Below are 13,884 nucleotides of genomic sequence, written 5' to 3'. Positions count from 1 at the left end.
CTCGGCGCCCCGAGCGCGCTGCCCCCCCCGGCCACGGAGCGACCACCCCCGCTCCACCAGACGTTGACGAAGGCCCAGTCAGCCCTTGTCGTCCCAGGCTCAGTTGTCCAACAGCGTCTTGGTGAGCAGGTGGAGCCGTCGTGCTTCCCCGAGCGCGAACGCGGGACCGTGTGGGCTGAGCGGCACGTCCCGCACGAAGGCGCTGAGCGGTGTGAGGGGTGGGTCGTCCAGAACCTTGACGATCGGGACTATGGCCGCGCGGACCGGTTGGGCCGACCGTCGGATGACGTCGATCTGCGCCCTCACGTCCGGCGTGTACTGCCCCGAGAAACCGGTGTCGACCGCGCCCGGGTTGAGAAGTACGTACCGCACCCTCGTTTCCGGTCGGGCGTCGGTGAAGGCCACGCCGAGCAGATCATTGAGCCGCCCGCCCTGCATGAGCGCCCGTTGCCCGTCGTACCCCCGTGCCAGTTGCAGGTCTTCCCAGTGGATCTCTCCTTCGCCACCGGGCCCCGCGATGTTCAGGATGACCGGAGTGTGGGCGGATTGGAGCAGGTCGGCCAGCCCGTGACTCAGCAGGAATCGGCTGAGGTAGAAGTGCGCGAAGGTGTTCTCGAATCCTTCGGCTGTGACCAGTCGGGTGGTCCGGAAGTGCCGGGCGCACAGCACCAGGGCGTCGATTTTCGCAAAGGCCGACCGGATGCTGTCGATCACTGCCCTGGTCTGGGACAGCAGGCTCAGATCGGCGTGGATGAAGTGCGCCCGCGCGGCCGCGCCGCGTTGTCGCGCGGCATCGAGCCACGCCTTGCCCTTCTCGGCGCTGCGGCCGACGACCACCACCTCCTGCCCCCGGTCCAGGTAGGTGTGCGCGAGGGCCTTGCCGATGCCGTCCGTGCCGCCGGTGATGACATAGGTCTTCAACACGGTGCTCCTTTCTGCCTCTTGGCCTCACAGGAACCGGGCCGCGATCCTTTCGGGGGTGACGTGGACGGTGACCAGTTCCGGGAGGGTGGCGTACGACTCCGGGTGGTGCTCGGCGTAGGTCTTGCCGGTGTACTTGACGGCCAGTTCGTCCATGCGCGCGCGGCTGCCCGGGCCCTCGAAGCGGGCGGTGCCAGTGATCACCGCGTAACCGTAGGGCTCGTCCGGCGGGTTGACTGTCACGCTCAGCCGGGGGTCGCGCCGCAGATTGCGCACCTTGACCTTGTCGACACCGGTCACGAAGAAGAGATCATCGCCGTCCCTTCCCACCCAGACCACGGACTGGTGCGGGCTGCCATCAGGCCGAAGGGTCGCCACGGTGACGAAGACCTTGGAATCGAGGGCTTCTTTGAGCTTCTCGGACAGGTGGACCGGGCTCACGCAGGACTCCTGGAATGAGAGATGCCGCGACGGCAGACGCGCCGGACAAAGAAAGTTGTGCCACAACTATGTGACAGTTAAGCGCGAATCCGCAATAGTGTTGTGCCGTCTATTGGCCCATCAGACCCGCCCCTGCGTATGCTCCGGTTGCCATGAGAGCTGATGCGGCACGCAACCTGGACGCGGTCCTGCAGACCGGAGCACGTCTGCTGGCTCGTGACCCCGGCACGAGCATCGCGGCGATCGCGGCTGAGGCAGGCGTCGACCGGCGTACCGTCTACCGCCGCTTCACGACCCGCGAGGCCCTCATGGCCGCCGTATATGCCGCCAAGCTCGACGCCTGCGAGAAGGTCATCGCCGAGGCGCGGCTGACCGAGGCGCCCGTGATGGTGGCGCTGCACCGGTACGCGGAGGGCATCATCACCGTCAGCAGGCAGTGGCCGGTGGACGTTCAACAAGTGCGGGACGACGCGTCCACCGCCCGCCTCAGCCGGCTGATCAAGCAACTCGACGCCTTCCTGGACCGCGCAGTGCGCGAAGGCGCCATCCGCCCAGGACTTCCGGACCGCTGGGCCCGCTTCACGCTCATCCACCTCACCAACATCGCCTCACACGAGATGCCGGAGTTGTCGGCTGCCAAGGGAGCCGACATGGTGACCCAGTCCCTGATCGCCGGCCTCGGTCCCGCGTAATACGGCAGGGCCACCGGGCACCCGACCGCCGGACAACGGTCCGCGGTAGGGGTGGCACCAGCCGGTTGCCCCGAGGGCTCGTCATGGGCGAGCGCGATGCTGTCGAGGCCCTGCACGGCGCCCCAGGCCAAGCTGCGAAAGCGCCGGCCACAGCCTGTGGTTGAGGTCTGTGACCAGCGCGGTCGTCTCGGGGCAGCAGGTGGCAGGTCAGCGCACCAGCAGGTCGATCACGCCCGTCAGGTCCTCCTCTCCACTGCCTTCGGCCAGGCGGCGGCGCATCAACTCGAAGTAGGGGGTGAGCAGTTCCGGGCTGACGCCCTGTTGCTCGGCGGTGTCCAGGAAGGTGGGGGTGCCGGCCACCTGCATGGCGAGGTTGGAGACGACGCCCTTGGTGTAGTCGCCGCCGCGCAGTTGGTCGGCGGTCTGGTGGACCGACGGGGCCATCGCGACGAGCCAGTCCGCGAGCAGCGGGGCGAGCGAGGTGGGGTCGATGTTCTCCCTGCGGATCAGGGCGAAGGCGTGCGCGGCCCCGGCGAACATTCCGTACATGGCGCTGAGCAGGGCCACGTCGTGCAGGGCCGCGAAGCCCGCATCGGCGCCGACGTAGGTGGTGCCGACTGGGACGCCCAGGGTCTGCTGGTGCTGCTCGAACAGCTCCGTCGAGCCGCTGTAGAAGACGTAACCGCCGGCCTCCGGGATGCCGACCATCGGGGGGACGGCCATGATTCCGCCGTCCAGATAGCGGGCGCCGCGCTCGCGGGCCCACTCGGCGCGGGCGCGGGCCTGCGCGGGGGTGCTGGTGGTCAGGTTGACCAGGTCCTTGCCGGCCAGATCGGTGCCTGCCAGCACCTCCTCGACCGACGAGTCGTCCAACAGGCAGGTAATGATCAGGGTGTTCGCCGCGACCGCGTCGGCGGCGCTGTCCACGGCCCTCGCGCCCTCGGCGGCGAGTGCCGCGGCGCGGGCCGGGGTGCGGTTCCAGACGGTGAGCGGGTGGTCCGCGGCAAGCCAGGTACGGGCCAGTGCGGTACCCATCGCGCCGAGGCCCAGCAGGGTGACGGGGGTCTTCTCAACAAGGTGCTGTGTCATGCCGAAGATGCTGGTCAACGGCCCGATGGTGATCAAGTACGCACTTTGGAGTGGGTGGTTACCCTGAGGTGAGCAAGCACGTCAGCAGGGTTTACGAGGGTGGGGCATGACGACGCTGAACCGGCCGGGCACATCAGACGGACATGTCTGCGGGATCGACACCGCGATGGAGGTGATCGGCGGGAAGTGGAAGGTGCTGATCCTCTGGGCGCTCCATGAGCTCCCCTGTCGCCGCTTCGGCGAGCTGCGTCGACTGCTGCCGGGCATCACCGAGAAGGTGTTGGCCTCGCACCTGCGCGAGATGGAAGCGGACGGCGTCGTGCGCCGGGTGTCCTACGACGAGGTGCCGCCTCGCGTCGAGTACTCGCTGACCGAGGACGGTGCGCGCCTCAACGACGCCCTTCAACCGCTGGCCGCCTGGGGACGCGAGCGTTCGACCGCCCAAGGACCGGGGGAGCGGTAGTCGGTCAGGCCGTCCGCGAGTTCTGCCTCGTCGCCGTCGCGGAGGGCGTAGAGGGCTTGCTGCAGGGCGAAGGTGCCGCGGATCGCGGCGATGCGGATAAGAAGTCCGTGGTGTGGTCGGCCGCCCAGGGCGAGCACCCGCTCCAGGAGCTCACGGCCGTAGCCGGCACCGATGGCCGCGAGGTCCTCGGCCGGGTCGCTGAGTGCGACATCGTCCCAGTCGAGTACTCCGGAGAGGCGCGGCAGGCCGTGCGTCCACTCCCACCGGACGTTTTCGGCACCGAGGTCGCCGTGCACCACGGCTGGGGTGACGTGGGGAAGGCTGTCGAGTGCTGCCAGTTCCCGCTCGGTCCGTAGGCGCCCGCTGTCGGACATGAGCGGGAACAGCTCCGCGCGCACGTCCTCCGCGAACCGCCGCCATCGGTCTTCTGGTGCCTGAGGGAGAGCTGCTCGTACCCTCTCGTCGGTGCCGGCACGGACCAGGCCGGACAGCAGCGTGGCGTACTGCGCCGCCACGGTGTCGACCACGTGGGCATCGTTGAGCGTGTCGGTCTCCAGCGGTTACCCGGGAATGCGACTGAGTACCAGGAACGGCGCCTCGTCGGTGCCGTGGGCACCGCCCTGAAGCAGCGGCTCAGGTATGCGGAAGCCGAGGTCGAGGCCGGCGAGTGCGTGCAGGGCGGCCGCCCGCTCGGGCAACCGGGCGGCCGCTGCCCGGGTGCTCTTGCGAGAAGTGCGGTTCACCTGCGGCGATATGGTCGGTGGGGATCAGCGTGCCGTCGCGGATGTCGAAGCCCTCCGTCGGCGGGGTCCGCAGCACTGTCCGGAGATCCGGTGCGCGTTCGGCGAGGATCTCGACGGTCTCGGTGACGTACCGCCCGGCGGTCGCGGTCGAGACGTCGAAGCCGGCCGCGGCCCGGGCGAGCGTCTCGTTCTTGCGCAGCTGGACCAGCGCCAGCAGGGCCTGTCGGAAGCGTCCGAGCCGTCGCCAGCGGGACTTCCGTTCACACCTTCGGGCATGGATCAGCCGGGAAACATGCTCAACGACCTCGTGCGGGACATCGAGCATGGCTCGATACCGGACCACAAGGCTGCTGCTGTCGGGATGTTGGCGGCGAGTGAGATCACCAACGCAACGACCAGCCTCCTTGCCCTGTTACGCCCTCGTCCGCACCGTCATCACTCCTGCGGCACAGGATGAGAAACCTTCACTACGGGACTCAAGCAGCCTCGACTAACCAATTGCCTAATGCACTCAGAGGCCGCCTGCGCTATTTCCGCAGCCTCAGAGGTCGTGAGTAGGTGGGCCTTGAGTAGATTTGGAACTACTTCTTCTGTCAATTCATGAATCAGGGAAGCTGCGAGAGAAAGGTATTCATCGGGCATGATGTTACTCCCGGTAGCTGCGTCCTATTTGATGTGACCATCTCAGAAGGGTTGGCGATAATCGCGTACGATGCGTTATCGCCGAAGCGTTTCACAATGAGCGGTCATCGAGTTTATGCTGGCTAGTTCATCCCCTGTGAAACCAGCAGAGCATGCTGCGATGACGGCTTCGTCGAGCTGCCTGCGGCTCGAGACATCAACCACTACTGAACTAATCCATGGATGATTTGCCACCCACGATATCGCCATCTGTTCAATGGATTGCCCTCGCATGGCGGCCATAAGGGAAAGGCAGCTTAGCTGTGTCTGCACTTCCGTTGAACTCTCGATCGAGTCGCGGGTTAGTGTCGGCCTACTCGAGGTGCAAGTGCTCAAGATTCCGCCGTTTAGAGGATCAGTAGAAATCCAACCGATGCCTGCTTCAGACAGCATCTCGGCTAGATTCGTTTTCCCCCATTGCTGAAACAATGAAAAAGGTCCGCGGTAGGCGCACAATGGTACGCCCAACTCTCTCAGTAGTGCCTTGGCTTGCCCAATTTTGCTTGAGGGGTATGCGGAAATCCCAACGCGCAAACACCTGCCCCGATAGACCGCAGATGCGAGAGCTTGCATGGTCTCTTCTAGGGGGATGTCAGGGTCGTAGCGGTGAGCGTAGAAGATGTCGACATAATCCAACCCGGTGCGATGAAGCGACCGCTCCAGGCTTTCCGCTATAAATTTTTGAGACCCCCACCCATTTACCCTCTGCGCCGTGCCGTATCCAACTCGTGTTGATACGACCAAGCTCTCCCTGTAGGGGTGAAGGTCACGATTCAAAATGATCCCGAACATCTCCTCGGCTACGGGGCACAGCGCGCCACAGGTGGTTGACAAGTCAAAGCTTACGATGCCTTTATCGAAGGCGTGTAGCATGACTTCGCGATACCCTCCCAAAGGAGAATTCCGGTCGAAGAGAGAACTCAAACCGAGAGACAGTAGAGGGAGTTCGAGTCCTTGCCATCCAACATTTCTGTAACGCATCTCGGCGTAATTCCTTTCGCGGGCGAAAGGGGAGTCTGGCGTAATATGCCGACGGCTCCAGAAGCCTATCCGGCTTCTAATGCTCTGCATTCTTGACTTTAGGCTTTGAGGTAGTGAGCTCAGCGTGCTGCGTCGATTTAGGACAGTGATCGACAGCGCGAAGCGCGCTTACTCTATCGCGCCAGGGAGAGGCTATCTTGGTGGGTGGATTATGGGCCACTCTTCGGAAGCCTGATAAGTGGCCAAATTGCAGCAAGTCACACCTGTTCGTTCAACGCGGCCGCCGCCGCTTCGGTGGGCTTGCATCGAAGCTCGCGCGCTGCCCCTTCGTGCAGGAAAGCACGAAAAGAAACTTCTCGCAATATAGGCGCTGAATGTGCGATGAGCCGTTTATTGCGGGTTTGTAGCCCCGGTGCGAGCGCCATCCGTATATCAGGTGCCCCAGTCCCGGCACACGATCTCGACGCCGAAGTGCTCGATCAGCCGCCAGGTCAGCGTCTCTCCATCCCGGCCTGGTAGAACACCCGATGCGCTGCCGGGCCTCGCAGTCGACCAGGATGGTGCCGTAACGGTCGACTCTCAGAACACGAGGGACGGAGCAGGCCAGGCTGGGCAAGGCCATGACCAGCCGCAGTATGGACATCCGGTTCGTCACCACCCCGAGCATCCCCGCCCATACCAGAACGTCAGCCCCGCGACCTGCTCGGCGAACGTCACCCTGCAAGACGGCGTTGTCAGAGAGCAGCCGCCGGACCGGCAACTCGATGGGCCCAGCCCCTGGAGTTGTACTCCAGCTGTAGATCGTGTTCTTCATGTCTGGGTTGCGGACTGCTGCCGGTGGGCTGCATCGCTGAAGGGCCGCACGACGAGGGTGATGAACAGGTGCTGGATCTCGTTGCAGGTCAGCGGGATCAGGTCGTCCGGCCTGGGGCGGTGGGCGTGTTCGTTGGCGCGGACGACTGCGAGGAAGGCATGGGCCAGCATGGCGAGGGTGACCCGGTGGGTCCAGGAGGGGTAGCGGCGGACCTGGTGCTTGTCCAGCCCGTCCAGCCCCTTCAGGCTCTGGAAGGTCTCCTCATCGTGCGCGTCGCCGTCCCATAGCAGGACGACGCCAACGTCCTGCCCGCCATCACGGCCAAGTCCCCGACCCCCGTAATCGCGGTCACTCACTCCCAGCCCTGCTACGTCTTCGCCGCGATCGATGCCGGCTGCGCGGCGGTCCGCGTCAACCCCGGCAACATCAAACGCTTCGACGACCGCGTGGGCGAGATCGCACGAGCCGCCAACGACGCCACGCCCGAAGGGGCTCACCCCGCAGGCTTCGGTTGCGGGGTGAGCCCCTTCGTCCCGGGAGACTGACTGTAGGTTCTTGTGCATGCGTCAGCTGAGTCCGGAGAAAGCCTCCACCGCGCGTGTCTTACCGGTGACGATGATGATGTCGCCTTTTTCGACAACCGTTTCAGCGGTGGCGTAAGTGAAGTCCTCGCCCGATCGCTTGATGCCGACAACGGTCACACCGTACCGACTGCGCACCGCGGTCTGCCCGAGCGGGGCGCCTGTGACGACGTCGGGCGCGATGGCCTTGACGAGGGCGTAGTTGTTGTCGAACTCGATGAAGTCGAGCATCTGTCCCGTCACCAGATGGGCTACGCGTTCGCCCATCTCATGTTCGGGCAGAACGACATGATGGGCACCAATGCGCTCCAGGATCCGACCGTGCTGCTGGCTGACGGCTTTGGCCCAGATGTTGGGCACGCCCGCATCCAGCAGGTTGGAGGTGATGAGGATGCTGGCCTCGATGTCGGTGCCGATGCCGACGACCGCGATGGTGATCTCGTGCGCCCCGAGCTGCCGGAGTGCTTCCGGGTCAGTGCAATCGGCAATGACGGAATGGGTCAGCGCCTCACTGTGCCTTTGGACAAGGGCCGCGTCGGTGTCGATCCCGAGGACGTCCCAGCCACGGCGCGTCAGTTCGTGGGCCAGTGAGCTGCCGAAGCGGCCCAGGCCGATCACGGCGACCCGCTCGTCACTCAGTTCCCGGTGCTGTGTGGCGAGTCGCTCGCGGCGGCGACGGCGCAGGGAGTGCAGGTAATTACCCAATGATCGGTCGCTCCTGGGGTAGTTGGTAGCGGCGGGTCCGTTCACGCAGGGCGAGTGCCGAGGCCAGGGTGATCGGTCCGAGTCGGCCGACGAACATGAGCAGGATGAGGATCAGGCGACCGGCCGTTGGGAGGTCCGCCGTGATCCCGGGGGACAGTCCGACGGTTCCGAAGGCGGACACCGTCTCGAAGAGCACATCCTCGAACGACGCATCGACGATGGTGAGCAGCGAGATCGTGGCGGCGGTCACGAGTCCCACGCCGAGTAGTGCCACGGTCAGTGCCTGGCGCAGGACATGTGGTTCCAGGCGCCGTTTCATGACGGCGGAATCCGGTTCGCCGCGTACTTCGGCCAGGATCGCCGCGGCGAGTACCGCGAAGGTGGTGACCTTGATGCCGCCGGCAGTGCCCGCACTGCCGCCGCCGATGAACATCAGGATGCACGTCATCAGCAGCGTCGAGGCTTGCATCTCGCCGATGTCGAGGGTGTTGAATCCGGCGGTACGGCTCATCGCAGAGTGAAAGAAGCCGTTCAGCAGCTTCTCGTCCCAGTCAAAGTGTCCCAGCGTGTTTGGGTTGGTCCATTCCAGCAGACAGGTGAGCGCTGTGCCCGCCACCAGCAGAGCGGCTGTGGTGACCAGCGTCAGTTTGGTGTGCAGCGACCAGCCCCGGCGCCCGCTGGTGGGCCGTTGCAGGCGGTGGCGCAGGACCTCCAGCAGTACGGGGAACCCGATGCCTCCCAGGACGACCGCCACTGCGACGGGGAGCGTCACCCAGGGGTCCTGGGCGTATCGGGTGAGGCTGTCTGCGTGCAACCCGAAGCCGGCGTTGTTGAAGGCCGAAATCGCATGGAAGAAGCCCATGTACATGGCCTTGCCGAGTGGCTCACCGTACCCGTGGCGAAAACGCAGGGCGAGGCTGGTGCCGACGGCGAGTTCGACGGTGGCAGTGGTGATCGCGACCCCGAGCAGGACCCGGCGCACGTCTCCGATGCCCAGGCTCTTGGTCTCCGCCTGGGCGCTCAGCTGCATCCGAAGCCTCAGCTTCCCGGACACCAGCAGCGCGAGCAACGAGGCCAACGCCATGATGCCGAAGCCGCCGACCTGGATGAGCACAAGGATGACGCCTGCGCCGAAGCCACTCCAGTACGTACCGGTGTCGACCACCACCAGTCCAGTCACGCATACGGCTGAGGTTGAGGTGAACAACGAGGTGACGAGGCCAGAGGTGCCGTTCGCCCGGGATGAAACAGGCAGCGACAACAGCACGGTCCCGCCCAGGACCACCGCGGCGAAGGCTGTGACGACCGTGCGAGCCGGGTGGACGACCGTCAGCAAGTGCCACAACCGCGTCATACGTTTGGGCACCGCATCCGACCGCCTTTGCATCCGTCAGTTTTGTTCTGAACAAAGCCTATTGGCCGCACACTGGCATTTGTCGCAGATTTCAGCTTATCCCCAGGATGTCGCTCTCGACGTATACGGTCGGCAGGAGACCGGAGTCAGTACCAATGAGCTCGCTGAACACGCCCGCGGCGCGACGTTCCACGCCCCGGCCTTCAAAGCCCTCCGTCAGAACGACTGACAGTGAGGATTGGTGACGGCACCGCTCGGAGGTCTGACGCACCGACTGACTGGCGCTTCGGCGCTCCTTGGTTGGAATTGTCGACCTTCCGGGCGGTGTCGCCCGGCACGTGGCCGGTCGGGCGACTGTGACCTCATAGGAGCCCGGCCAAAGGTCCCATCACTGTCTTGTCCGTCCGCCCGACCGGCTCTCCTGTCGCAGTCGAAGCGGTGGAGGGGCGAGCAGGAGAAGGCGGCGAAATTCAACGCTTTGCTCACGAGCGCGGTCATTTTTCACAGCGCCCTGGACATCGCCGAGATCGTTCGCCGGCTGCTGGAGGAGGGCTGGACGATCGAGCCGGAGGACCTCGCGCACGTCTCGCCGTGCCTCGCCGAGCACATCAACCGCTTCGGCGAGTACTCCACGCACGAGCTCGGCATCCAGCCCGGACCGTATGAGATGAAGCCGGAGGTCGACGTCGCCCAGCTGTGCGACCAAGATCTCGCCGCAGGAGGCTTCCGCACAGCCGCTTGATCCCGCTATGGCGAGGTCCCGGGAGCCGATACGGGCGCGTTTACCGTTCGGCTTCTGGGGCCGGAGGCCGTGTCCAGCCCGGCAGCTCGTGCCGATGGCATGCCCGAGGAGCTGGCGGCCGGCCTGCCGCCGGAAGGTGTGCACAGTTGACGGGCAACACCTCCTCTTGTGTACTGAGATCTGTTTTGTATGCAAAACAGGGGTGTGGCGCGTGGAAGACCGCGCGGCCGGGCTCCCTTCTCTGTGCGTGAGGCGGTGTCTGCTGTGGTGAACGGGACGTGGGGCGGCGGTCCTGGCAGGGCCTTGGTGGTGACGCATGTCGATGCGGAGCCGGCGGGGGTGTACGGGCGGCTGCTGGCCAGTCGCGGCTGGCGCGTTGAAGAGGTTCGGGTGGTCTCGTACGCCGATCCGCGGCCGCCGGCTTCGCTTGAGGGAGTGGATGCGCTGGTGGTCATGGGCGGGCCGGGCACGGTCAGCGGGCTGCATCCCGGTAACAGCGGGGAGTGCCGTCTGATCGAGGAGGCCGTGCTGCGGGGGATTCCGTACTGGGGTGTGTGTCTGGGAGCCCAGCTTCTTGCGGCGGCCACGGGCGGAGCGTGTGTGCCGGGGGCAGGGGCCGAGGTCGGGCACGTGCCGGTGGAGCTGACGGATGCCGGGCGGCGCGATCCGGTGCTGGCGGCGTGGGCGGCGGCCGCGGGAGGCGAGGATGGCCGCCCGACGGTGATGGCCTGGCACAGCGACACCTTCCGGCTGCCCGCGCATGCGGAGCTCCTGGCGAGCTCGCAGCGCTACCCCCATGCCTTCCGCGTCGGGCCGAGTGCCTATGGCATCCAGTTCCACCTGGAGGTGACCCCCGTCCTGGCGCGGCAGTGGCTCACGGACGACTCCTACCGCCGGGCGGCTGAGCGCAGCCTGGGGCCCGGGGGCGTGGGCGCGTTCCTGGCCGAGCACGAGCGGCGGGCTGCGGCCCTGGAGCACCAGGCCGAGCTGCTGATGGGCGGATGGCTGGAGCAGATCGCGCGCACACGCGCGATCCGGCGGGCGGTTGACTGCGCCGGTGGTGCCCGCGGCTAGGGGGCCGACGGGGTTCTGGACGAGCTGACGTCCGGCTGCTCCTCCAGAGCCCCGTCACTCGGTTCGCCCGGCTGATCCTTCTCGTGGCGCCGGTCTGTCGTGGTGTCACGTCCGGTCTCGTTATGCGGTGCGCTGGAGGGGTGCCGGGGGGCGAGGTCGTGGATGTGGGTGATCAGAGCGGCCCGCAGTGTCAGGGCGTCGCGTGCTTCGAGCAGGTCGAGGAGTCGTTCGTGTTCCTCGGCCACGCCCAGCATGTGCCCGGTGTCGGTGGCCTGGTCGGCGCGTGCGAGGTGGACGAAGGCTCCGAGCTGGCCGAGCAGCATCGACAGCAGCGGCATCCGCGCCACGTCGGCCAGAGCGCGGTGGAACTCCTCGTCCAGGCGGAAGAACTCCTGCGCGTCCCCGGCGCGTGCGGCCCTGCGCTGGCGGATCACCGCCAGGCGCAATCCATCCAGGTCGGCCGGCTCCAGCCTGCGGCACGCCTCGACCGTGGCAGCTGACTCCAGGGCCTCGCGCAGCAGCACGACCTCACGCCGGTGCTCGGAGACGTCGATCACGAACAGCTGCCGTCGCGCCCCTTCCAGCAGGAGGCCGTCGCGCTGCAGCGAGCGCAGCGCTTCGCGGACCGGGGTCCGGGAGACGTCGAAGGACCGGGCGAGGGCCGCCTCGTCCAGCACCGCCCCGGCGCACAGACGCCCGGAAAGGATGTCCTCGCGCAAGGCCGCGTAGACCCGGTTCGCCTTCGTGGTCCGTGCCCTCGCGCCTTCCGCGGCCGTCCCGGCGCTGTCCATATCCGACCTCCTGATCACCCGCCAACGCTAGCAGCGACCCCGCCGCATGCATATCCCGGGACCTCTTGCATACAAAACTTCGTTATGTGTACTTTCGGGGTATGAATGAGCACGAGATACCCGCACGGCCGGCACGCCTCACGAGAGCAGCGGTGCCCGGCGCCGCAGGAGACGCCCTGTCCGCGAGGGCCGCTGATGAGTACGTCCGGCAGGCCGTCCGAGAGAAGGCCCGGGGCCGGGATGCGGTCGGGGGGCCGGGGGCCCTCGTCCTGGACACCACTCATTTCGACACGGTTCGCTTCCCGCCGCCGCCGTGGGCTCTGCCGCACTTCACCGCCGCGGCCGGGCGCGGAGAGCTGGCCTACACCCCCTACCGTGGTGAGGCCGGCGTGCGGTGTCAGGTGGCCCAGGCGGTCAGCGCCTTCATGGGCGTCCCCCTCGACCCCGACCGTGAGGTTGTCCTGACCCCTGGAACCCAGGCCGCGCTGTTCGCCGCGCTGTCCGCCACGGTCGAGGAGGGCGGCCGGGTCGCTGTCCCGGATCCGGACTATCTCTTCGACGAGCGCATCATCAACTACCTCGGCGCCCACGTGGACCGCATTCCTCTGCATCACACCCCGAGCGGGCCCGGGCTGGACCTCCAGGCGCTCGCAGCCGCCGCCCGCGGCGGTGCCAGGGTGCTGCTGCTCTCCCACCCGAACAACCCGACCGGGGCCGTCTACAGCCCACAGGCCATCACTCAGATCGCCAAGACCGTCCAGCAGCACGGCATGACCCTCATCGCCGACCAGCTCTACGCACGCCTCGTCTACGACGGCCCGCTGCCCCACTTCGCAGCCGAACCGGCCCTGACGGGACGCTGCATCACCCTCCTCGGACCCTCGAAGACCGAGTCACTGTCCGGCTACCGGCTGGGCGTCGTCACCGCACCACCCCACCTCGCCGACGCCATCGAAGACGTCCTGGCCCTCACGGCCCTGCGCGCACCCGCCTACTCCCAGCACGTCCTCACCCCCTGGCTGCGCGAGGACACCGCATGGGTCAACACCCGCGTGGAAGAACTGCGCGCGCTGCGCGAGATGACCACCGAACGCCTGCGCGAGGTGGACTACCTCACCGTCACCCCCCAGGCCGGCACCGCATACCTGTTCCCCGACATCGCCGCACTCGCCCTGCCCGACCACGAAGTCGCCGCCCGCCTGGTCCGCGACGCCCGTGTACTGGTCAGTCCCGGCTACCAGTTCGGCCCCGCGGGCCACGGCCACTTCCGCCTCTGCTACGCCCGCGACGAACAACAGTGGGCAAGGGCGCTGGACCGCATCATCGCCACCCTCCACGACCTCGGCAAGGAACAGGGACTGTGAACACCGGACAGCAGCACCGCATCGCCCTGCGCACCGCCGCCGCACCCACACCGGCCGGCACCTACAGCCAAGCCGTACGCGCAGGCGACCTGGTCTTCCTTTCCGGGCAGACACCCCGCCACCCCTCTGGCGAGCGGATGACGACCGAACCCTTCGCCCTCCAGGCCCGCCGCACCCTGGACAACCTCCAGGCACTCGCCCAGGCAGCAGGCGGCACCCTGCACGACGCCGTCAAGATCAACGTGTACCTGCGCGACCCCGCCCACAAATCCGAGTTCGACCAGATCTACCGCGCCTACGTCAGCGACCCGCCCCCCGCCCGCACCCTCACCCAGACCGACCTGCCCGGCATCCCCATCGAAATCGACGCCATCCTCCACCTGCCCCAGGGCACGCACGCTCCGCACCCTGACCAGGACACGTAGCCCATGGCCGTCGGCTGGCAGGC

14 protein-coding genes and 3 pseudogenes are annotated in these 13,884 nt (G+C 66.6%); 7 read left to right on the top strand and 10 right to left on the bottom strand.

Going from position 1 to position 13,884, the window contains the following annotated elements:
- Nucleotides 1-99: 99 nt before the first annotated feature.
- Entirely contained in the window at nt 100-924 is an 825-nt protein-coding gene (locus ACIQE0_RS10485; RefSeq protein ID WP_402330504.1) for an SDR family NAD(P)-dependent oxidoreductase, read from the bottom strand.
- A gap of 24 nt (nt 925-948) precedes the next feature.
- A complete protein-coding gene (locus tag ACIQE0_RS10480) occupies nt 949-1,362 on the bottom strand; it encodes a PPOX class F420-dependent oxidoreductase (RefSeq protein ID WP_402330502.1) in 414 nt (137 codons plus the stop codon).
- A gap of 152 nt (nt 1,363-1,514) precedes the next feature.
- Between ACIQE0_RS10480 and ACIQE0_RS10475 the strand changes: the two genes are divergently transcribed.
- On the top strand, nt 1,515-2,054 hold the full coding sequence (locus tag ACIQE0_RS10475) for a TetR/AcrR family transcriptional regulator (RefSeq protein ID WP_402330499.1): 540 nt from the start codon (nt 1,515-1,517) through the stop codon (nt 2,052-2,054).
- A 207-nt stretch (nt 2,055-2,261) separates the two neighbouring features.
- Here ACIQE0_RS10475 and ACIQE0_RS10470 read toward each other — a convergent pair whose 3' ends face one another.
- Nucleotides 2,262-3,143: an NAD(P)-dependent oxidoreductase gene (locus ACIQE0_RS10470; protein ID WP_402330497.1), complete on the bottom strand. Its 882-nt coding sequence runs from the start codon at nt 3,141-3,143 to the stop codon at nt 2,262-2,264.
- Between the two features lie 106 nt (nt 3,144-3,249).
- On the opposite strand from ACIQE0_RS10470, the gene ACIQE0_RS10465 reads away from it, so the two are divergent.
- Nucleotides 3,250-3,606: a winged helix-turn-helix transcriptional regulator gene (locus ACIQE0_RS10465; RefSeq protein WP_402330494.1), complete on the top strand. Its 357-nt coding sequence runs from the start codon at nt 3,250-3,252 to the stop codon at nt 3,604-3,606.
- Here the strand turns inward: ACIQE0_RS10465 and ACIQE0_RS10460 are convergent.
- From ACIQE0_RS10460 to ACIQE0_RS10445, 4 genes and pseudogenes are all read right to left on the bottom strand, one after another.
- Nucleotides 3,546-4,325, bottom strand: a pseudogene (locus ACIQE0_RS10460) (phosphotransferase family protein); the annotation flags it as partial. The gene ACIQE0_RS10465 and the pseudogene ACIQE0_RS10460 sit on opposite strands and share 61 nt — an antisense overlap.
- A complete protein-coding gene (locus ACIQE0_RS10455) occupies nt 4,240-4,674 on the bottom strand; it encodes a transposase family protein (RefSeq protein ID WP_402330492.1) in 435 nt (144 codons plus the stop codon). The gene ACIQE0_RS10455 and the pseudogene ACIQE0_RS10460, both read right to left, overlap by 86 nt.
- A 392-nt stretch (nt 4,675-5,066) precedes the next feature.
- Nucleotides 5,067-5,903: an aldo/keto reductase gene (locus ACIQE0_RS10450; protein ID WP_402331049.1), complete on the bottom strand. Its 837-nt coding sequence runs from the start codon at nt 5,901-5,903 to the stop codon at nt 5,067-5,069.
- Nucleotides 5,904-6,821: 918 nt separating this feature from the next.
- Nucleotides 6,822-7,088: pseudogene (locus ACIQE0_RS10445) on the bottom strand (IS701 family transposase); the annotation flags it as partial.
- Here ACIQE0_RS10445 and ACIQE0_RS10440 point away from each other — a divergent pair.
- Nucleotides 7,080-7,304: pseudogene (locus tag ACIQE0_RS10440) on the top strand (flavodoxin-dependent (E)-4-hydroxy-3-methylbut-2-enyl-diphosphate synthase); the annotation flags it as partial. The pseudogenes ACIQE0_RS10445 and ACIQE0_RS10440 overlap by 9 nt on opposite strands.
- Before the next feature lie 87 nt (nt 7,305-7,391).
- Here ACIQE0_RS10440 and ACIQE0_RS10435 read toward each other — a convergent pair.
- Both ACIQE0_RS10435 and ACIQE0_RS10430 read right to left on the bottom strand, forming a co-directional pair.
- A complete protein-coding gene (locus tag ACIQE0_RS10435; RefSeq protein WP_366331037.1) occupies nt 7,392-8,111 on the bottom strand; it encodes a TrkA family potassium uptake protein in 720 nt (239 codons plus the stop codon).
- The gene (locus ACIQE0_RS10430; protein WP_402330489.1) at nt 8,104-9,465 is read right to left on the bottom strand and encodes a TrkH family potassium uptake protein; all 1,362 of its coding nucleotides are present in this window, start codon (nt 9,463-9,465) and stop codon (nt 8,104-8,106) included. The genes ACIQE0_RS10435 and ACIQE0_RS10430 overlap by 8 nt, the downstream gene beginning before the upstream one ends.
- Nucleotides 9,466-9,706: 241 nt before the next feature.
- Here ACIQE0_RS10430 and ACIQE0_RS10425 point away from each other — a divergent pair, with 241 nt between their 5' ends.
- On the top strand, nt 9,707-10,207 hold the full coding sequence (locus ACIQE0_RS10425; protein WP_402330486.1) for a Tn3 family transposase: 501 nt from the start codon (nt 9,707-9,709) through the stop codon (nt 10,205-10,207).
- Between the two features lie 306 nt (nt 10,208-10,513).
- A complete protein-coding gene (locus ACIQE0_RS10420; RefSeq protein WP_402330484.1) occupies nt 10,514-11,281 on the top strand; it encodes a type 1 glutamine amidotransferase in 768 nt (255 codons plus the stop codon).
- On the opposite strand, the gene ACIQE0_RS10415 is transcribed toward ACIQE0_RS10420, so the two are convergent.
- Nucleotides 11,278-12,072: a GntR family transcriptional regulator gene (locus ACIQE0_RS10415; RefSeq protein WP_402330482.1), complete on the bottom strand. Its 795-nt coding sequence runs from the start codon at nt 12,070-12,072 to the stop codon at nt 11,278-11,280. The genes ACIQE0_RS10420 and ACIQE0_RS10415 overlap by 4 nt on opposite strands.
- 101 nt (nt 12,073-12,173) lie before the next feature.
- On the opposite strand from ACIQE0_RS10415, the gene ACIQE0_RS10410 reads away from it, so the two are divergent.
- Both ACIQE0_RS10410 and ACIQE0_RS10405 read left to right on the top strand, forming a co-directional pair.
- On the top strand, nt 12,174-13,436 hold the full coding sequence (locus ACIQE0_RS10410; protein ID WP_402330480.1) for an aminotransferase class I/II-fold pyridoxal phosphate-dependent enzyme: 1,263 nt from the start codon (nt 12,174-12,176) through the stop codon (nt 13,434-13,436).
- The gene (locus tag ACIQE0_RS10405; protein WP_402330477.1) at nt 13,433-13,861 is read left to right on the top strand and encodes a RidA family protein; all 429 of its coding nucleotides are present in this window, start codon (nt 13,433-13,435) and stop codon (nt 13,859-13,861) included. Before ACIQE0_RS10410 ends, ACIQE0_RS10405 begins: the two co-directional genes overlap by 4 nt.
- Nucleotides 13,862-13,884 lie beyond the last annotated feature (23 nt).

This window comes from Streptomyces sp. NPDC093097 (genome assembly GCF_044754325.1).
GTDB lineage: Bacteria > Actinomycetota > Actinomycetes > Streptomycetales > Streptomycetaceae > Streptomyces.
Note: the sequence above shows the minus strand (reverse complement) of the source record. Positions and strands in the feature narration are given on the sequence as shown.